Annotated in this window: 17 protein-coding genes; 9 read left to right on the top strand and 8 right to left on the bottom strand. The window is 70.5% G+C overall.

Going from position 1 to position 19,405, the window contains the following annotated elements; all coding sequences use genetic code 11:
* Nucleotides 1-16 precede the first annotated feature (16 nt).
* The 4 genes from IPK71_21865 to ureG are packed head-to-tail and all read left to right on the top strand — an operon-like array spanning nt 17 to nt 3,876.
* A complete protein-coding gene (locus tag IPK71_21865) occupies nt 17-715 on the top strand; it encodes an urease subunit gamma (GenBank protein MBK8216388.1) in 699 nt (232 codons plus the stop codon).
* Nucleotides 712-2,421 (top strand): urease subunit alpha, encoded by a 1,710-nt coding sequence (gene ureC / locus IPK71_21860; GenBank protein MBK8216387.1) that lies wholly within the window; start codon nt 712-714, stop codon nt 2,419-2,421. Before IPK71_21865 ends, ureC begins: the two co-directional genes overlap by 4 nt.
* Nucleotides 2,422-2,452: 31 nt before the next feature.
* On the top strand, nt 2,453-3,121 hold the full coding sequence (locus IPK71_21855; protein MBK8216386.1) for an urease accessory protein UreF: 669 nt from the start codon (nt 2,453-2,455) through the stop codon (nt 3,119-3,121).
* Between the two features lie 14 nt (nt 3,122-3,135).
* Nucleotides 3,136-3,876 (top strand): urease accessory protein UreG, encoded by a 741-nt coding sequence (gene ureG, locus IPK71_21850; protein ID MBK8216385.1) that lies wholly within the window; start codon nt 3,136-3,138, stop codon nt 3,874-3,876.
* Nucleotides 3,877-3,902: 26 nt separating this feature from the next.
* Here ureG and IPK71_21845 read toward each other — a convergent pair whose 3' ends face one another.
* The 3 genes from IPK71_21845 to IPK71_21835 form a co-directional block, all read right to left on the bottom strand.
* Nucleotides 3,903-4,433, bottom strand: a complete 531-nt coding sequence (locus tag IPK71_21845; protein ID MBK8216384.1) for an FKBP-type peptidyl-prolyl cis-trans isomerase — start codon at nt 4,431-4,433, stop codon at nt 3,903-3,905.
* A gap of 61 nt (nt 4,434-4,494) precedes the next feature.
* Nucleotides 4,495-5,472 carry a hypothetical protein gene (locus tag IPK71_21840; protein ID MBK8216383.1) on the bottom strand — a complete coding sequence of 326 codons (978 nt, stop codon included), beginning with the start codon at nt 5,470-5,472 and terminating at the stop codon, nt 4,495-4,497.
* Nucleotides 5,473-6,951: a hypothetical protein gene (locus tag IPK71_21835; GenBank protein MBK8216382.1), complete on the bottom strand. Its 1,479-nt coding sequence runs from the start codon at nt 6,949-6,951 to the stop codon at nt 5,473-5,475.
* Between the two features lie 295 nt (nt 6,952-7,246).
* Between IPK71_21835 and IPK71_21830 the strand changes: the two genes are divergently transcribed.
* A complete protein-coding gene (locus IPK71_21830; protein ID MBK8216381.1) occupies nt 7,247-9,004 on the top strand; it encodes a L,D-transpeptidase in 1,758 nt (585 codons plus the stop codon).
* 79 nt (nt 9,005-9,083) lie between these two features.
* Nucleotides 9,084-10,082: a tetratricopeptide repeat protein gene (locus IPK71_21825; GenBank protein MBK8216380.1), complete on the top strand. Its 999-nt coding sequence runs from the start codon at nt 9,084-9,086 to the stop codon at nt 10,080-10,082.
* An 8-nt stretch (nt 10,083-10,090) separates the two neighbouring features.
* Here the strand turns inward: IPK71_21825 and IPK71_21820 are convergent, their stop codons facing one another.
* From IPK71_21820 to IPK71_21810, 3 genes are all read right to left on the bottom strand, one after another.
* On the bottom strand, nt 10,091-10,651 hold the full coding sequence (locus tag IPK71_21820) for an ArsR family transcriptional regulator (GenBank protein ID MBK8216379.1): 561 nt from the start codon (nt 10,649-10,651) through the stop codon (nt 10,091-10,093).
* Nucleotides 10,652-10,701: 50 nt separating this feature from the next.
* Nucleotides 10,702-11,700, bottom strand: coding sequence for a polyprenyl synthetase family protein (locus tag IPK71_21815; GenBank protein MBK8216378.1), 999 nt, complete (start codon nt 11,698-11,700; stop codon nt 10,702-10,704).
* A gap of 151 nt (nt 11,701-11,851) precedes the next feature.
* Entirely contained in the window at nt 11,852-12,634 is a 783-nt protein-coding gene (locus IPK71_21810) for an SDR family oxidoreductase (protein MBK8216377.1), read from the bottom strand.
* 100 nt (nt 12,635-12,734) lie between these two features.
* On the opposite strand from IPK71_21810, the gene IPK71_21805 reads away from it, so the two are divergent.
* The 3 genes from IPK71_21805 (at nt 12,735) to IPK71_21795 (ending at nt 17,073) form a co-directional block, all read left to right on the top strand.
* A complete protein-coding gene (locus IPK71_21805; GenBank protein ID MBK8216376.1) occupies nt 12,735-13,202 on the top strand; it encodes a hypothetical protein in 468 nt (155 codons plus the stop codon).
* Nucleotides 13,203-13,346: 144 nt separating this feature from the next.
* Nucleotides 13,347-15,446 carry a DEAD/DEAH box helicase gene (locus IPK71_21800; GenBank protein ID MBK8216375.1) on the top strand — a complete coding sequence of 700 codons (2,100 nt, stop codon included), beginning with the start codon at nt 13,347-13,349 and terminating at the stop codon, nt 15,444-15,446.
* A 157-nt stretch (nt 15,447-15,603) separates the two neighbouring features.
* Nucleotides 15,604-17,073 (top strand): hypothetical protein, encoded by a 1,470-nt coding sequence (locus tag IPK71_21795; GenBank protein MBK8216374.1) that lies wholly within the window; start codon nt 15,604-15,606, stop codon nt 17,071-17,073.
* On the opposite strand, the gene IPK71_21790 is transcribed toward IPK71_21795, so the two are convergent.
* Both IPK71_21790 and IPK71_21785 read right to left on the bottom strand, forming a co-directional pair.
* A complete protein-coding gene (locus IPK71_21790) occupies nt 17,067-18,026 on the bottom strand; it encodes a trypsin-like serine protease (GenBank protein ID MBK8216373.1) in 960 nt (319 codons plus the stop codon). The genes IPK71_21795 and IPK71_21790 overlap by 7 nt on opposite strands.
* Nucleotides 18,027-18,165: 139 nt before the next feature.
* A complete protein-coding gene (locus IPK71_21785; GenBank protein ID MBK8216372.1) occupies nt 18,166-19,383 on the bottom strand; it encodes a trypsin-like serine protease in 1,218 nt (405 codons plus the stop codon).
* Nucleotides 19,384-19,405: the final 22 nt, after the last annotated feature.

Below are 19,405 nucleotides of genomic sequence, written 5' to 3'. Positions count from 1 at the left end.
GGGCCTCGAGCCCACCATGCACCTCGCCCCTCGCGATCTCGACAAGCTCGTCCTCCACCAGGCAGGATTTCTCGCACAAAAGCGCCTCGCGCGCGGGCTTCGGCTCACCTACCCCGAGGCCGTCGCGCTCTTGGCCACGCAACTCCTCGAGTGGATCCGCGACGGAAAATCGGTCGCCGAGCTCATGGACCTCGGGCGACGTGTGCTTGGTCGCGCCGAGCTGCTTCCGGGCGTCCCCGAGCTCGCGCACGAGGTGCAGGTCGAGGGCACGTTCGCCGATGGAACGAAGCTCGTCACCGTGCACGAGCCCTTCGTCCTCGACCGCGGCGACTTGGCCCTCGCGCTCTACGGGAGCTTCCTTCCCGTCCCGAAGCCTTTCCCCGACGCGACCCCGGACGAGCGCCTCGTGCCCGGAGGGCTCCTCGACGAGACGCCGAACGACGTCGAGCTCTGCCCCGCGCGCCCGCGCACGACCCTGTCCGTGACGAGCCGAGGGGATCGGCCGATCCAGGTCGGCAGCCACTACCCGTTCGACGAGGTGAACCCGGCGCTCGAGCTCGATCGGGCCCGCGCGCGGGGCATGCGGCTCGACGTACCGGCGGGGACGGCCGTTCGCTTCGAGCCCGGGGAGACACGCACCGTCACGCTCGTCCCATACGCGTCGTCCGACGTCGCCATCCCCGAGCGCCTTCGCGCCGAGCGGGGAGCGCCATGAGCCGCATCTCTCGCGCGCGGTACGCCGATCTCTACGGGCCCACCGTGGGCCACAGGCTCCGGATCGCCGACTCGTCGCTCGTGCTCGAGGTCGAGGTCGATCTCGGCTCCTACGGGGACGAGCTCACCTTCGGTGGAGGCAAGGTCGCGCGCGACGGGATGGGCCAGATGCCTGGCGCGCTCGACGCCGAGGCCCTCGACCTGGTCGTGACCGGCGTCGTCCTGCTCGACGCGAAGCACCCCGTCACCAAGTGCGACGTCGGCATCAAACGAGGTCGCATCGTGGGCCTCGGGAAGGCCGGAAATCCCCTCACGATGGCGGGTGTCACGCCGGGGATGATCGTCGGGGTCACGACCGAGGTCGTCTCCGGAGAGGGGCACATCCTCACCGCCGGGGCCATCGACGCTCACGTGCACTTCATCTGCCCCCAGCAGGCCGACGAGGCCATCGCGAGCGGCGTCACCACCCTCGTCGGAGGAGGCACCGGCCCCGCGACCGGCACGCTCGCGACGACCTGCACCCCGGGCATCGAGAACGTGAGCCGGATGCTCCGCGCGACCGACAAGCTCCCGCTCAACATCGGGCTCACCGGGAAGGGAAACTCGCGGCGCCCCGAGGGCCTCGCCGAACAGATCGAGGCGGGGTGCGTCGGCCTGAAGCTCCACGAGGACTGGGGTACGACCCCCGCCGCCATTCGCGCGTGCCTCGCGGCGGCCGATCCGTACGACGTCCAGGTCACCCTCCACACCGACACCCTGAACGAGTCGGGCTACCTCGAAGAGACCCTTGCGGCCATCGGAGGGCGCACGATCCACGCCTACCACGCCGAGGGCGCGGGAGGTGGCCATGCCCCTGATATCCTTGCGATTTGTGGTCACGCGAACGTCCTCCCGAGCTCGACCAACCCGACCCGCCCCTACACGGTCAACACGCTCGACGAGCACCTCGACATGCTCATGGTCTGTCATCACCTCTCGCGTGACGTGCCCGAGGACGTCGCCTTCGCCGAAAGCCGCATCCGGAGGGAGACCATCGCCGCCGAGGACCTCCTCCACGACATGGGCGCCATCTCGATGATCTCGAGCGACAGCCAGGCCATGGGGCGCGTCGGCGAGGTCGTGACCCGCACGTTCCAGACGGCCGCCAAGATGCGCGAGGTGCGTGGGCGGCTCACGGAGGAGTCGGGCGCGAACGACAACCTCCGCCTCCGCAGGTACGTCGCCAAGATCACCGCGAACCCCGCGATCGCGCACGGCATCGCCGCCCACGTCGGCAGCATCGAGGTGGGCAAGGTGGCCGACCTCGTGCTCTGGAAGCCTGGTTTTTTCGGGGTGCGGCCCGAGATGGTGATCAAATCGGGGTTCATCGCGCACGCGCAAATGGGCGACGCGAACGCGAGCATCCCGACGCCGCAGCCTCGCTTCGGGAGGCCCATGTTCGGGGCCTTGGATCCCGCCTCGGCCGGGCTCGTCCTCGTCTCGCGCGCGGCCTTCGACGCGGGGGTCCCAACCCGGCTCGGGCTCGGCAAGCGCGCTGTCGCCGTCGAGGGGTGCCGAGCGCTCGCCAAAGCCGACATGGTGCTGAACGACGCCCTGCCCCACATCACCGTGAGCCCCGAGACCTACGAGGTCCGGGCCGACGGCGAGCCGCTCGTGTGCGCGCCGGCCGCTGCCCTCCCCATGGCGCGCCTCTACTCCCTCTTCTGACGGTAACCCCTCGGATCAAAAAGGGAATCTCATGACCTTTTTTCGTGTCCTCGCCCTCTCGGACTCGGGGTTTCCCTCCGGCGGCTTCGCGCACTCCGGGGGGCTCGAGGCGGCGGCGGCGCTCGGGGCGGTGAGCACGCCCTCCGACGTCGCGACCTTCCTCGACGACATCGTCGACCAGGCCGCGACGTTCTCGGCGCCACTCGTGCTCGCGGGCCACGCGTCGGGGAGCGGCGAAGGTCCGGGTCTCTCGGCGCTCGACGCCCGCGCCGACGTGAGGCTCGTGTCGCGCGTCGCGAACCGCGCGAGCCGCACGCAGGGGCGAACCTTCTTCGCGACCGCGCTCGCGTCGTTCGAGGGTGAGCTCCGCGGGCTCGCGCCCGTCGTCGAGAGCCTCCCCTACAAGCACCACGCGCCCCTCTTCGGGGCCATCCTCGCCGCGCTCGGGCTCGATCGCATCACCACCGTGCGGCTCACCCTCTTCGGTCAGGCGCGAGGCACCACGTCGGCGGCGGTGCGCCTCGGTCTCGTCGGTCCGCACGAAGCGCAGGTCCTCCTGGATGCGCTCGGGCCGAGGCTCGAGCGCGGCGTCGAGACTGCCCTCGCGACGCCCCTCGACCAAGCCGCCTCGAGCTCCCCGCTCCTCGAGCTCCGCGCGGAGCTCCACGACACGCTCTACGCGCGGCTCTTTTTGTCGTAAATTCGAGAGGTTACATGCCACACGACGGTACTCACGGGCACACGCACGAGCCCCTCCTCCACCCCGGTTTCTTTCGCGCGAGGACGCCCCGGATCCGCCGAGACTTCGGCGCCCGCGCGTTCACCGTGGGCATCGGCGGCCCCGTCGGCTCGGGCAAGACGGCGCTCCTCCTCGCGCTCTGTCGTGCCCTCCGTGACCGGCTCCGCCTCGGGGTCGTCACGAACGACATCTTCACGCGCGAGGACGCCGAGTTCCTCCACCGCCACGAAGCCCTCCCCGCCGACCAGATCGCCGCCGTCGAGACCGGGGGCTGCCCTCACGCCGCCATCCGCGAGGACATCAGCCACAACCTCGACGCCCTCATGGGCCTCATGGCGGCGGTGCGCCCCGAGCTCCTCTTCGTCGAGTCCGGCGGAGACAACCTCGCCGCCCAGTACAGCCGCGAGCTCGTCGACTACACGATCTACGTCATCGACGTGTCGGGGGGCGACAAGGTCCCGCGCAAAGGCGGCCCCGGCATCACGCAGAGCGATCTGCTCGTCGTGAACAAAATCGATCTCGCCCCGCACGTCGGCGCGAGCCTCGAGGTCATGCGCCTCGACGCCGACCGCATGCGCCAAGGAGGCCCCACCATCTTCGCGAGGGCGCGCGACGGGCACGGCGTCGACGCGATCATCGACCACGTCCTCGCCGCGTTCCACGAGGCCGCGCCCGCAACGTACGCCGTCGCGAAGGAGCGCGACGCCGTCCCGTAAGGGCGCGGCGCTGCGCGACCTGCAGGCTACTTGCCGCCGTCTTTTCCGTCTTTCTTCGAGCCGGCGTCGCCCTTCACGCCGCCATCACCGGCGCCGCCGTCGCCCCCGGCCCCGACCACCTCGACGAGCTCGACGTCGAACTTCAGGCCGGCCTTCGGCGGGATTTTGTCGCCCGAGCCGTTGTCCCCGTAGCCGAGATCGGAGGGGATGGTCAGCTTTCGCTTGCCGCCCACCTTCATGCCGACGACGCCCTGATCCCACCCCTTGATCACCGCGCCCTGGCCGAGCTTGAACTTGAAGGGCTCGTTCCGATCCCGCGAGGAATCGAACTTCTTCCCGTCCATGAGCGTTCCCGTGTAGTGTACACGCACTTCGTCGCCCGTCTTCGCCTCGGGCCCGGTGCCGACGACCTCGTCGACGATCTCGAGCTTCTCGGGGCCGGGGGGGAGCGGCTTCGGCGCCGCGGGCTTGAAGTCCTCTTTGGGCTCTTCGATGGGCTTGGAGCAGGCCGAGATCGAAAGGCCGAGCACGGCCAAAAGCGCGAAGGTCTTCTTCATGAGGGCCTCTTTACTGCGGACCTGGGCTTTCGGGAAAGTCCCGAGGGCGCGACCGCGAGCGTCACGGGCCCTTCGGAGCCGCTGCCCCTGGAAAGTGAGCGCCGAGGTGCGCGCCGACGAGCGAGAGGACCGAGTCGACCTGGGCGGGCGACAGCGGCAACCGCATGGAAACGGAGCGCCCGTGCGCCTCGGCCGAGAACCCCGAGAGGGCCCCCCGAAGCGCCACGCGGACCACGAAGGCGCTCGCCGCGACGGCCACGGTCGCGTTCATGCGGGCGGCGATCGTGTGGGCCTCGACCTCCCCTTTGGCTTCGCCCGTGCCTTCCACCTCGGCGCCACCGTCGTCCCGGAGCGCCACGGTCGCGCGGAGACGCTCGAGGCCGCGGAGGTCCTCGGCGGCCCAAGGAAACCGCACGGAGGGCTCGGTCGCGGCCACGGTGATCGCAGGGCGGGTCGCCCGCTCGGCCTTCGCGAACGCCTCGTCCCGCGCCGCGTTCGCCGCCGCGGACGGCGCGAGCAGCCACACCTCGTCGGGGGCGTCGTCGGAGAGGAGCGCCGTCCAGACGTCGGTCGCGACGCGGATCCTATGGGCCCTCTTGCCGGGGAGCCCGAGGGCGAACGGGCCGCCCTGATCGACGCGGCGCCCGTAGGTGCGCAACGCTCCCTCGATCTTCGCCGCCGAGAGCCCATGCCGGAGCGCCACCGCGTCCCACGAGAACGCCCGCGCCCCGCAGAACCGGGCCCAGACGACGTCGTCGAAGGGGCTGATTTCGTTCGGGATTTCGAGCTCGGAGAACCTCGGTTCGGCCATGAGGATCGCGCGCACCCAGGGCGCTCGCCGAAAGGCCCGGAGCTCGTCGAACGCGACGTCGAGCCTTAGCCCCTGGCAGGCGGCGAGCCCCGGCGACGGAGGTCCCTCGTCGACCACGCGGGGCGCGGCAGCGGACGGCGGACGCGGCTCGGGAGCGTGGGCGGGCTGCGGCGGGGAGGCTCCGTGGCAGGCCACGAGCCCGAGGAGCACGGCCGCGGAAGCTCGCACCTACGGAGCTCCTCCCCCTGGGGCGGGGAGCTGGACGCCGAGCTGGGCGGCGAGCGCTTGAAGGATGCCCTCGAGCTGCTCGCGCGAGGCCGTCACGTGCGCCTTCACGATCTTTCCGTCTTGGGTGAGGTCGACGTTGTTCAGAAGACCCCTCGTCGCGATGCGCACGAGCACGCTCGCGTTCTGCCGCGCGATCATCTCCTTCGTTCGCTCGAGCACGTCGGCGGCCGCTTCGTCGTCCTTGCACTCGCCCTCGGCGTACGCGTCGGCGCCCCCGCCCGCGCGTGGCACGACGAAGATGCGAACCTCGGTCATCGACTCGGGGAACTTGAGACCCGGCACGGCCACCTGGCGGTACGGGTCGCGCACGACGAGCCTCAGGATCTCGTTGGGGCGGAGCCCGGGGTCGACCGAGTGTTGCTTCAAAAGAAGAGCAAAATCGCGGGCTTTGCTCGGGGGCACGATGGCCGCTTCGTGGGGCTGGACGCGCAGGAACACACGCTCCGAGTTGTCGGCGTGGCCGAGGTGCGCGCTGACGCCGGGAACGCCCGCGTCGTAGGGGCCCCCCTTGTCGTACTTCTTCGAGAGCGTGGAGATCGCCTGATCGACCACGGCGTCGGGGAGCGTGTACTTGATGAAGATCGCGTCCTTCTCCGTGTGGATGAGGGACGGGCCGTAGATGAGGAGCCACTCGCCGTCGCGGATGGGGTCCACCATGGACTGGGTGCCCTTCATGAAGTCGGCCCACTGCGGGATGCCGTTCAAGAGGGGGCCCATGCGCGCCCCGACGGGGTGCTGGCGCATGAGCGAGACGTTCAAGAGGAGCCGCACGTTGGTGACGCCGGCCGTGACGAGGCCGGAGAACCCGACCTTCGGGGCACCTCCGTCTTTCACGCCCGAGGCGACCGCGCCGGCCTCGCTGGCCTCGGCGTCGGGGCTCGTGCCGTTCGCTACGCCGCCGTCCGTGAGGGGAGCGCCGCTCTCGAGGGGCTCGGCGTCCGCGACCCCGCCGTCGGAGGGCCCACCGTCGGCCTCCCCGTCGAGGGCGCTCGCGTCGAGGGCGCTCGCGTCGGGCTTCGGCCTCGGCTTCGGGCCCGCGTCGGGTTTCTTCGCCCCGGGCTCGGTGCCGTTCGGGTCGGGATCCGTAGGCGAAGCGGGCGGCGGCTCCACGGGCTTCGGCGGCTCGGGCACCTCGACGGCCATGAGCTCGATGGGCACGACGAGCTCGTCGTCGACGTCCTTGAAGGTCATGCCGCCCGAGTCGGGCAAGAACGTGTACGGCGAGAAGAGCCCGTGGAGGACGACCGACAGGACGAGCGACAGCGCGAACGCCCGCCGCGCCTTCGATCCCGTCCAAAACGACGCGGGCCCGGTGGGCTTCGACGCTTCGTTCGTGAGGCCGGCGTGGGGCGCGGTCGGCGCCGAAGCCGAAGCCCCGGCGCGCTCCGCTCCACCGGTCGCCCGAGGTCGTTTTGCCATGCGAATCCGCGCCCTTCGGCCCGAGATCCTCGAGCGTGTCTCACTGGCCACGGCAAGCTCGCATCGCGGACACAGTCTTTCGCACAAACCGACGAAATGGCGAAGGGTTGTGGGTGGCCTCGCGCGTGCAAGCCTCGGGACCGGCGGCGCGGCCCTGCCCTCTCCCGCCCTTCGGACACAGCCCTGCCCTCACGGCTCGAGAACGGCCACCCCGCCCGTCCTCTTCCCCGAAAACCTCCCCGGAAACTGGATCGACACCCGGCCCCTCCGGTACTAAAGACCGCAAAAGGTCACGATGATGCTTTCTTCGCTCGTTCGGCGCGCTTCTTCCCATGCCCTCGTGGTCATGTCGGCGCTCGGTGGCCTCCTCGCCGCGTGCAGCTACCCCGAGAAGCCCAAAGAGAACCCCGCGCCCGTCGCGCCTTCTGCCGCGCAGGCCGCAGCCCCACCATCGGCCACGGCTCCGCAGCCTGCCGCGTCCGCCCAGACCGAGGTCACGAGCGCCGCCCTGTCGGACGCGGGGGCCTCGTCGGACGCCAAATGGGACGGCCCGCGCATCGGCGCCATGGCCCTCGTGACGGTGGTCATGAGCGACATGGAGTGGCCCAAGGACGACGCCCGCAAGGGGGACAAGGGCAAAGGTAAAGGCGCGGTTCGATTGGGCTATTTGCGTCATGGCGCCCGCGCCCCCGTGAAGCCGGAGAAGCACGTCCGCGCGAACTGCCCCGAGGGTTGGTACGAGCTCGTCGCCGGCGGGTACGTGTGCGGCCGCTACGCGACGCTCGACCTCAACAACCCCAAGGTGAAGCTCGCCCCGCACGATCCGGACCTCGAGGCGCCGCTCCCGTACCAGTACGGCTACAACACGACGAACGGCGCGCCGCTCTACCGCCAGGTGCCTTCCCGCGAGGAGCGGCTCAAGCTCGAGCCTTACCTCACGGGTGGCAGCGTGAGCGCGTCGTCGGGCAGCTCGAAGCGAAAGAAGCGCGGCGCGCAACCCTCGGGGGACGAGCCCTCGGGCACGAACGAGGTGCAGGTGCAGGTCGAGGGCGACGCAGGCCCGCCCGCGATGGGGGCGCTCGCGTTCGCGTCCACGAAGTCCCCCGAAGAGCCCGAGGTTCCCTGGTACATGCGCGACGCCGGGGCCGGCAAACCCACGGTGACGCTCGACGAGCTCCGCGGCGACGGCCCCATCGCGCGCCGCATGGTGAAGGGCTTCTACCTCGCGCTCGATCGCCAGTTCGTCTCGGGCGGCAACGCCTGGTGGAAGACGACGAGCGGCCTCATCGCGCCGGCCGACCGCCTCTACGTCCAAAAGCCCCTCACGGACTTCAAGGGCGTGTGGCTCTCGACCCCGGCGTCGCCCCCCGCGCCGACCGAGGCGGGCATGGCCCCGAACCCGCTCATCGGCTGGGCGCTCTACAACGCCAAAAAGTACACGATTTCGGGCACCAAGGCCGTGCCGGGAGAGAAGATCCCCCGCCACACGATGGTGAAGCTCACCGGCAAGTCGGGCACCTACGGCGGCGTTCGTTACGACGAGACCGAAGAGGGCTTTTGGCTCCGCGCGAACGAGAGCACACGCACGAAACCCGGCCCCCTCCCGAAGGACCTCGCGCCCGGCGAGAAGTGGGTCGACGTGAACCTCTCCACGCAGACCCTCATCGCCTACGAGGGCGACAAACCCGCCTTCGCGACGCTCACGTCGACGGGCCGCCGCGAGTCGAAAGAGAAAGACTACACGACGCCCCAGGGCAGCTTCCGCATCCGCGAGAAGCACGTCGCGGCCACGATGGACGGCGACGTCGCGAGCGACGGCCCGTACTCGATCGAGGACGTGCCCTGGATCATGTACTTCAACGGGAGCTACGCGCTCCACGGCGCGTTCTGGCACGCGGCCTTCGGCTACGTGAAGAGCCACGGCTGCGTGAACCTGAGCCCGGCCGACGCGCGCACCATGTTCAACTGGACCGAGCCGCACGTCCCCGAGGGGTGGCACGGGGTCAACGCGACGGCCGAGAAACCGGGCACACGCGTCGTCGTGCACGACTGACCACGCGCGCTCGGGCGAGCGGGTCTACTCTTCGGGGCGACTTTCCGCTAAAGGCTCCGGGGTGACCTCCGACAGTGCCATGGACCAGTTCTCGGCCACGCTCGATCGAGGCTGGGACCTCGCCCAGCGCGGCGACGCGAAGGGCGCAATCCTGTGCGCGAAGCGCGCGCTCGAGATCGACCCTCAATCGCCCGAAGTACATAATCTCCTTGGGTATTCCGCCGCTCTTGCGGGGGACGCCGACGAGGCGCTCGAGCACTACCGGCAGGCGATCACCCTCGACGAGACGTACTTCGAGGCGATGCTCAACTGCGCCGAGCTCCTCATGCACCCCATGGGCGACTTCGACGAGTCCATCGCCCTCTGCGAGGAGGCCCTCGACTACGCCGAGACGAACGAGGAGATGGCCGACTGCCTGCTCCTCAAGATCGACGCGCTGCTCGCCAAGGGAGACGTGGCCGAGGCGAAGCGCTCGGTGGCCCGCATCCCCGAGGGCCCGTGGGAGAACCCGAGCTACACCTTCCTCGTCGGGCGCGCGCTCTACGAGGTCGGCGAGATCGAGAAGTCGCGGCCCTTCATCGAAGAGGCGGCCCGCTTGGACCCGGCTCACGTCGACGCCCACTACTACGTAGGCCTCCTCCGCGACGAAGCCGGGGACGCACGCGGCGCCGTCGAGGCCTTTTTGCGCTCACGCTCCATCGACGCCTCGAAGGCGCCTCCCGTCTGGGCCCCCTCCCCCGAGGGGTTCTCGGTGGTCGTTCGCAAGGTGATAGCTGGGCTCGACGTCATCCTGTCGCGCTACGTGCGCGAGGCCGAGGTGTACGTGGTCGACCTCCCGGGCGCAGAGCTCGTGGTCGACGGGGTCGACCCTCGCGCCCTCGTGATCCTCGACACGCCCCCGACCGACGACGGCGAGCGCCGTTTCGTGCGTCTCTTCGTCTACCAGCGCAACGTCGAGCGCGCCGCCGGCTCTCTCTCCGCGCTCGAAGAAGAGCTCGCCACGGCCCTCGAGCGCGAGGTCACGTCCGTCTTCTTGGACGGCGACGCCAAGGCCGGGGCCACGCACGGCCTCAATTGACGGTTCGCTCAGCGCTTCGTGCCGGGGCGCTGCAAGAGGAACCGGACGAGCGGCTCGGCGTCGATCTTCGCGGTCGTCACGAGGGCGTCGAGCAGGCGTTTTCCGAGGCGCGCGAGCTCGAGCAGCTGCCCGATGCGCTCGGCTTGCAGCTCGGCCCTCGCCCGCACTTTGGGGTCGTCGGACGCGCGCAGCGGGGTGAGGGTCTGGAGCGCCTCTTCGAACGCCTCGATCGCGTTCTCGACCTCGGTCCGCTCGCGCTCGTTGTAGACGCGCGAGATCATCTTCCAGAGCTGCACCTCGGCCGCAAAGTAGTCCCGGCGGTCGCCCTGCACCCACACCTTGCGCACGACGCCCCAGCGCCCGAGCTCGCTCAGGGTCATGCTCACGGCGCCGCTCGAGAGCTGGAGAACCTCGCGGAGGTCCTCGGCCGAGAGCGGCTCGGGCGACAGGTAGAGCACGGCCCACACGCGCCCCATGTTGCGCTTGAAGCCCCAGAACTCGATGAGCCGCCCGACGCGATCGCTCACGGCGGCTTCGCTCGGCCAGAGGTCTTTGGGCTCGCGGGTCACGTCTCTTGGCTTACCCGAGCGCGGCTCGGCTGAGAAGTGTTCGGGGTCCATCAGTCGAGCCGCGCCACGAGCTCGAGGGCCACGGCCATGAGGAGGCGCTTCGCCGGAGTGTCGCGGAGGCCGGTCAGCGCGTCGCACGCCGCTTGCGACTCGGCCCTCGCCCGGCGGCGCACCTCGGCGGCCTGCTGCATGCCCTTTTCTCTAAGGATATCCTGAGCTTCCGGATCTTGGGCGCGGCCTCGTTCGAGCACCGCGAGCACACGCGGATCGTGCTCCACGGCGAGGATGAGCGGCAGAGTGACCTTGCCCTCCCGGAGGTCGGCGAAGAGGTCCTTGCCCGTCGCGACGCCCGTGTAGTCGAGCGCGTCGTCGACGAGCTGAAAGGCCATCCCGAGGCTCCGCCCGAACTGCCCGAGCTTGTCGACCTCGGCCTCGGACGCGCCGCCGGAGCGAGCGCCGGCGCGGAGAGCCCAGCGAAAGAGCGAGGCGGTCTTCTTCTCGAGGATCGACGCGTACGTCGCGTAGGAGGCGTCGAGCTTCACGCGCCCGCGGAGCTGAATCACCTCGCCGTCGACGAGCTCGCGCAGGGTCGTGAAGAGCTCGGTCAGCGTCGCCGGGCGCCCGACCTCGGAGGTTCGCTCGAGGGCGTGCACGAGCAGCGAGTCTCCCGCGAGCACGCTCACGGCGTTGCCGAAGACCTTCCGAGCCACGACCTGGCCGCGGCGCTCGTCCGAGTCGTCGACGACGTCGTCGTGGAGGAGGGTCGCCAGATGCACCATCTCGGCGACCGTCGCGAGCGTTCGGGTCTCGTCGCTCACCTCGCCGAAGGCACGGGCCGCGAGCAGCGTGCACAGCGGTCGCACGCGCTTCCCCCCCGCTGTGAGGAGGTGGCGGGCCGCGAGCGTGGCCGGCGCCTCTCCGTCGGCCGTGGCCGTGAGGAGCTGCGCCTCGATCCGCGAGAGGTCTCGCCCGAGCAGGGCCTGGGCGTCCCGGAGGCGGTCGAGCGGCGGGTGACCGAGGTCGACGGCCGAGGCCGTTTCTTCGAGCATTTCAAGGGCGGAGCTGGCGTCCATCGGTCCTCGTGAGGTGCGCGACACCCCAAAGCTTTTTGGAGCGTCGAAACCTTCAAAAGTTTTTGAAATATGTAGGCGCATCGCCGCCGAGGTCAAGCGGAGAGGTCCATCGCCTGCGTTTTCGGGGTCAGCCGCCGAACGCGGTCGCCCCTCCGCACACCGCGATGGCTTGCCCCGTGATCCCGGACGCGTCCTTCCCGACGAGGAACGCCACGGTCGCGGCGATCTCTTCGGGCGCGAGGAACCTCCCGAGGGGCACCGCCGCCTCGGCATCACGGCGCACGTCCTCGACCGAGCGACCGAGACCACGGGCGATGTCGGCGAGCCCCGCTTCGGCCATGTCGGTCTCGACCCACCCGGGCACGACCGCGTTCACCGTAATGCGACGAGGCGAAAGCTCGTGCGCCGCCGCCCGGACGAGCCCGAGGACACCCGCTTTGCTCGCACAGTACGCGCCGTACTCGGGCACCCCGAAGCGCGCGAGCACGGACGAAATCGCGACGAGGCGCCCGCCTTCGGAGAGGTGCGGCGTGGCCGCGTCGAACGTGTGGTACGTGCCCATGACGTTCGTCGCGACGATGTCGGCCGCGAGCGCCGCGCCGCCTTCGGCCCCGAGGGCGATCCGCCCGGACACCCCGGCGTTCGCGACGACGACGTCGAGCGCGCCGAAGGCCTCGATCGCTTTTTCGACCACGCGCCTCATGTCGCCCGAGGAGCGCACGTCGGCGACCACGTGCCGGGCCTTGCCGCCACCGAACACGATCTCCCCCACCGTCTCGCCGAGGCTGCGCTCGTTCCGCCCGGAGACCACCACCGCGAGCCCCTTCGCGGCGAGGCCGAGCGCGATGGCCCTCCCGATCCCACGCCCACCGCCCGTCACGATCGCCACACGTCCGTCCGTCTGCGCCATCGCCGCGACGGTAGTCGAAACGAAGGACCTTGGGATCCGCGAAGCCACCCCGCAGCACCGCGAGCTTGACCTCCCACGCTCCCGTCGGCAGAGTCGCCCCGTGGAAAAGCCCCCCGAGACTCGCCGCGAGCGCGCCAACCGGCAGGCGACGCGCGTCGTCGTGGGCGTCTTCCTCGCGCTCTCGGCGGTCTTCATCGTGGACAGCACGTGGGAGCTCGCGAAGGGCGCGTTCGAGCTCGGCGCGAGCGAGCCCCTCGGGTCGGCCCCCGACGCCACGAGCTGCTACGACGACGTGGCCGCGCGCCGCAAAGACATCGAGCTCGCCGTGATCGAAGCCGCGAAGGTGGCGCCCGAGGCGAGCCCGCAGACCTTCGCGCGGGCCCTCGGCCCCGGGTTCTCCGAGGGCGCCCTCCGCGATCTCGAGGCCCGCTGCGCAAGGTCGCCGCGGGGCCTCACGATCTACGCGGCCCTCCTGCGGGTTCGGCTCGCCGAGGAAGCCGCGATCGCCGAGCGGGCCACCGAGCTCGGCCCGATGCAGGGCGACCTCGCCCGAGCGCTCGCAAGATAGCCAATCATTTCGAATACTTAAGAACACCTCTCGGCCGAAAGGCTCGTTCTCCGCGGTAGGCCGCCGAGGAAGCCCCCCGATCGGGCCGTATTCGTGCTTAAGTCCCCCTGCCGGCCGGCTTTCTTCGTGCCGGCAAGAAGGATCATGAACGCGCCCCGAGCCACCGACGCCGAGCCGAAGCCCCCCACGTTCGACACGCTTCCCCTGAGCCCCGACGTCAAACGCGCCGTGGCCGACGCGGGCTACGAGCACCCTACCCCCGTACAGCTCGCCGTGTTCGAGCCCGCGACACGCGGCCGCAACCTCGTCGTGCAGGCCCGCACGGGCACCGGAAAAACCGCCGCCTTCGGCCTGCCGATCGTCGACTCGCTCGTGAGGAAGTCCCTCGCCGAGGTGCAGGCCTTGGTGCTCACGCCGACCCGCGAGCTCGCCCTCCAAGTGTGCGCGGAGCTCGACAGGCTCGCCAAGCACAAGGGGCTCCGTGCCGTGCCCATCTACGGCGGCGCTCCCATGGGCGCGCAGGTCGAGGCGCTGAAGAACGGCGCGCAGATCGTCGTCGGCACGCCGGGCCGCGTGCTCGATCACCTGCGCCGCGGCACGCTCGTGCCGAAGAGCGTGCGCATCTTCGTGCTCGACGAGGCCGACGAGATGCTCTCCATGGGCTTCGCGAAGGAGCTCAACGCGATCGTCGAGACACTCCCCTCGGATCGCCAGGGCCTCTACTTCAGCGCGACGATCCCGCCCGACATCGAGCGCCTCGCGCACGCCCACCTGAAAGATCCGGAGTGGATCGCGCTCTCGAGCGATCAGGTCGGAGCCCTCGAGATCAAGCACTTCACGTACGTCGTCGCCAACGCCGACAAGCGCGAGACGCTCATGCGCGTGCTCGACGTCGAAGACCCCGAGAGCGCCATCGTCTTCTGCAACACGAAGGACGAGACCGAGCGGCTCGCCGAGGCCCTTCAAAACCGCGGCTACGACGCCGCGTCGCTGAACGGTGACATGGACCAGCGCGAGCGCGAGAAGGTCATGACCCGGACGCGCGAAGGCAAGCTTCGGTTCCTCGTCGCGACCGACGTCGCCGCGCGCGGGATCGACGTGTCGCACGTGACCCACGTCATCAACTTCGACTTCCCCGAGTCGACCGAAGCATACGTGCATCGCACGGGGCGCACGGGGCGCGCGGGGCGTACGGGCACGGCGATCTCGCTCGTGGGACCGAAGGACCTCGGAAACCTCTATCTCCTTCGGCTCACCTACAAAATCCGGCCGATCGAGCGCTCTCTCCCCACGACGGGCGAGCTTCGCACGCGCGAAGAGGCCGACCTCGTGAACCTCTTCCTCGAGGCGTTCTCCGACGAGCCCTCGGCCGAGGACTTGAGCCTCGCGCGTCGCCTCCTCACCCACGACCGAGCCGAGGCCGTGATCGCGGGTCTCCTCCGCGGCTACCTCGGAGCGAAGGCCACGGACCCGCGGGTCGCCGCCGGCGAGGCCCGTCGCGCGAAGAACCCTCCGCCCGTCGAGGCCCCCAAACGCGAGGCTCCGCCGGCACGTCCCGAGCCCCGCGCGAGCCGCGAGAGGCCGCGCGACACGCCCATCGCGACCGAAAAATCGCCCGATCTCTCGACGCGGTCCGGCAGGCGCGGCGTGCCCCACTCCGAGTTCGCGAGCTGGGAGCCGCCTGCCGAAAAGGACGACGATCAGCCGATCCTCACCGAGCGTGGTGGCCCGGCCTCGGCTCAAGGCGCTGCCGCGGCACCGGCTCCGTCCGCCGTGACCCCGCCTGTCGCCCCTGCCGCTTCGTCGAGGGGGCGCGGGCCGCGTGACCGCGACCGTGACCGCGACCGCGACCGCCGCGGCCCTCGCGACCGGGCGTTCGTCGACAGCCCGCCCGAGACCCAGCCGTTCCGCACCCCCGACCCCGTCATGCCGGGGATCACGGTGTCGGACGCTGCACCGCTTCCCCTCCCTCCCCAGAAAGACTTCGAGGACGATCCGTCGTTCGCGCAGCTCTTCCTGAACATCGGTCGCCGCGACGGCCTCCGCCCCGGCGACGTGCAGCGTCTCCTCGTCGAGATAGCCCACCTCGACGACGCCCAGCAGGGGCGCATTCGGATGCGTGAGCGCATCACGTTCGTGAGCGTCCGCCCCGAAGAGCTCGAGCGCGCCATCGCGTCCCTCGCGGGGCATGTCGTCGCCGGGAGAACGCTGGTCGCCGAGCGCGCCAAGCCCCGCACGGAGTGACGCTCCGCCCGCGTGGTCCGCGTCCACACCGCATAAGTATTGAACAACACTAGATATTCGCCGTGCCGATCGTCGGCCCGGGTCGCGTGTGGACGGTCCACGCCCGATCGCCGTGGGCCTTGAGGCACGACCCGCGAAAGAGATACCCTCGGTCCCTATGACGACGTCGCATGCCGCCGCCGAAATGGCCTCGACGGCACCGGGCTCTGCTCCCGCCCACAGCCTTCGCGCCCTTCTTGACGCACGACGTGCCGCGCGATCTCCCCTGTCGCTCGGTGAGGCCGCGGCCCTCCTCGCCCCCCTCGCCGCCGATGTGGCAGCGCGTCACGCGCGCGGCGAGGCCATTTTGCTCCACGCCGCCTGCATCTGCGGGGACGAGTCGGGAGCGTGGGGCTACGACCCGATGTACGCGACCCCGCCGGCGAGCCCGGAGGACATGGCCGTGCTCGCCCCCGAGCTCGGCGGGCGCTCTCCAGGCCCCGCGTCGGCCAGCGTCTATGCGCTCGGCGCGATCTTCTACGAGTGCATCACGTGCGCCTCGGTGGGCCCGGGCATGCAGCCCCCTCGCGCCCTCAACCCCGACCTCCCGGCGGGCGTCGAGACGCTCCTTGGCGCCGCGCTCGTCGCGGACCCCGCGGCCCGTCCCGCCGATCTCAACGCGCTCGCCTCGGCGATGATGGACCTCGCGACCCAGAGCGTCCCTGCGGCGGCCACCTCCGCTGCGGCGTCCGACGTCGATCCGTTCGCTGCCGTCGCCGCCGCGCCCGAGGCTGCTCCGTCCCGTGTGGACGCGACCACGCAGCTGGCGCAGCTCAAGGCGCAGCTCGAGAGCGACCCGAGGCCGCGCTACGTGGTCGTCAAGGACTCGATGGACCACGGTCCGTTCTCGGCCGTGGAGCTCCTTCAGCAGATCGCGAGCCACTCGTTCATCCCCGAGCACACCCTCCGCGACGAGGTCACCGGCGAGTCGAAGAAGATCGGCGACCACCCGGAATTTTCGCAGTTCGCGTCCCACGCGCACCTCCACCGCGAGATCGTGGCCGAGAAGAAAGAGGTCGTGCTGCTCGAGAAGGCCGAGAAGACGGCCGGCATCACCAAGTACCTCGTCGGCGGCACCGTGGTCGCCGTGCTCCTCGCGGGCCTCCTCGTTTGGTACTTCAAGTCGCGCGGCGCCAAAGACGACTCCACCGCCCTCCTCGACGATCCCTCGGCGGTCGACCTCACGACCGACGGTGGCGTCAAGGGGACCAAGAAGCCCGGTGGTGGCGGCGGCGGCGGTGGCGGCGGCGGCGGTGGCGGCCTCGGGAAGGGCTTCGGGGGCAGTTACGAGGCGGCGCTCGCCGCGAACAACGAAGAGATCAAGATGGGCACGGCCTCCGGCGGCGCCGATCTCTCGAACGCGCAGCTCTCGGCCCCCATGGCCAACTCGGCGTTCATCTCGGGCTGCGGAGCCCCGAACGACATGAAGGTCACCGTGAAGGTGGCCGTGAAGATGGGGCGCGCCGTCGGCGTGAGCGTCTACACGAACCCACCGAACGGCGCGGTCTCGAGCTGCATCGACCGCCACGTGCGCATGCTCGCGTGGCCCGCGCACCCGAAGATGGACTCCTTCACGACCGTCTACTGAGCGCGGCGGCGTCGGCGGGCCACGAAGAGGCCGAGGCCCAAAACGAGGCCTCCCGCGCCGGTCGTCGCGCGCCCCGCGCCCGAAGGGACGGCCGAGCACCCTCCCCCGTCGCTCGCCTCGGGTGTGCCCGAGCCCGGATTGGCAGGCACGCCGCAGCTCGTGGCCCCGGAGGCCGTCGCCTGGCACGTGGCCGGCGCCGCGCAGACGAGCCCCGTGCAAGGCTCGTCCGGCGGGGCCTCCGGCTCGGGCGCGCCCGCAGCGCGGAAGGCGGCGCGCACGGTCTTCGTGTGCGCCGCGAGCGAGACGTACACGTTCACGATGTCGTCGCCTACGCACGCCTCGGGGGGCGCGAGCTTGGCCGCCCTTGGGCTGCCTCCGCGTGCCGCCACGGCGAGCAGCGCTCCATCGGACTCGGCGAGGAGCGGCCCGCCGCTGTCCCCGTCGCAGATGCCCTCGGTCGCCGAGAGCTCGCGTGGCCCGGTGGCCCGAGACGCGTTCGCGCCGACGTGCGCGACGGTGATCCCTCCACGCGCGACGCGCCCGTCCGACGGCGTCTTCGCGACGGAGATCCCCCACCCGACCGCCCGCGCCCGCTCGCCCACGCGCGGCGGCGCGGTGAGCCTCAGCTTGGCCACGGGCGCGGTCACCGGGTTCGATAGCACGAGGAACGCGACGTCGTGATCGCACAGCGTCGGAGAGCCATCGTGGACGATGCGAGCGCCGACCGCCGCCGGGTCGAGGACGCCCTTCCGTGCGAACGACTCTCCGACGAAAACAGCAATCTTTCCGGGATCATAGTCGACCCCGGCCTGCCCGCCCGAGACCGCTTGACCTTGGTCGTTGCACGTGACCGCCAGGTTCGACGACGACACGCAGTGGCGCGCGGTCACGACGAGGTTCGGCGCGACGAGGGTGCCCGTGCACTCTCCACGGACGTTGCGAATCAGCACCACGGCGTTGTCGGTTGCGGGCGAAGCCTCGCCGCCTACGATCGCCGAGGTCGTCTCACCGAGCCCACCCCGCTGAGCGACGCCATCCTCGACGGCCCCACACGCAAGTGGGGCGCCGAGGGCAAGGGCGGTCGCGAGACGCCTAACGAGCGGCACGGCGCCGCCGGGCGAACGCGAACGCCGCGCCGAAGGCCAGGGCGAGCACGCCAGCGGAAGATCCGCCCGATGCCCCGCCGGACGCGGAGCACCCGGTGGTGGTGGTCGTCGTGGTGCCATCGGCGTTGGCCCCGCCCGGCAAGCACACCTTGAGGCCGCCCGAGTCCTGGCAGGTCGTGCCTTGGGCGCACGCGTCCTTCACGCAGCTCGCCGTGCACTTCCCCGAGAGGCACGCGTTCGAGCGGCACGCGCCGTTCTCGGTGCATGCCTCGCCGTCTTTCGCGAGGCGCGGATCGGGGCCGCCCTCGATCCACGGATCCTGCCCCGCCTCGGCGTAGCCCTGGAGGATGAGATCCTTGAAGCCGGAGACGTCCGTGTAGATGTTGCTCGCGTTCGTGCCGATGCACGACGTCGCGGGGTTCTGCGTAGGCTGGGTGCCATTTCCGCCGCGCGAGACCACGCCGATGATCGCGCCGGTCGTCTCGGAGATCGCAGGCCCACCGCTGTCGCCCGAGCAAATCGACTCGCCGACCGCAAACTCGTGCGGCCCGGTCTGCTCGCTCGAGTCCCCCGCGCCCGCCGTGACGGGGATCCCCGTGCGTTGCTGGCGCGTCGTCGGGCTCTGGGTCTTGTCGGTCACGCCCCAGCCGACCGCGGTGAGGAGCTCGCCCTTGACCGCGGGACTATCGAGCCGCACCGGCATGATGGGCGTGTTGGCGATGGGCTCCTTCAACACCACGAGGGCGATGTCGTTGTTGCAGAGGTTCGTGGCGTCGTTGAGGATGAGCTTCGCGCCCTGGCCGTTCGCTTCGGGGCGCGTGGGGCGCTGGGTGCCGGTGACCACGTAGATGTCGGCGGCCGCCTTGTTCTTCGAGATGCGCCCGCCCGCGATCGGCGTACCGTCGGCCTTGCACGCGATCCCCTCTTGGGTCGTCGACACGCAGTGCCTCGCCGTCAAGACCAGGTTCGGCGCGAGCATCGTCCCGGTGCACTGCCCGATGCCTCCCTCGCCGCGATCGATCATGACGAGCAAGACGACGGCGTTTTGGCTCTCGTCGGATGCCGTGCCCTTGATGATGGCGTGCTCGCCCTCCCCGACCGCGCTGCTCGGGCTCCCGCCGCAGGCGACGATGACGGACGCGACCACGAAGGAGCCGAAGCCACGCTGAACGGAAGGAGCGAAGCGGGAGCGAAGTGTCGACATGAGTACCTGCATGGCAATGCTC

It is taken from the genome of Myxococcales bacterium (assembly GCA_016712525.1).
Taxonomy (GTDB): domain Bacteria; phylum Myxococcota_A; class Polyangia; order Polyangiales; family Polyangiaceae; genus JAAFHV01.
Note: the sequence above shows the minus strand (reverse complement) of the source record. Positions and strands in the feature narration are given on the sequence as shown.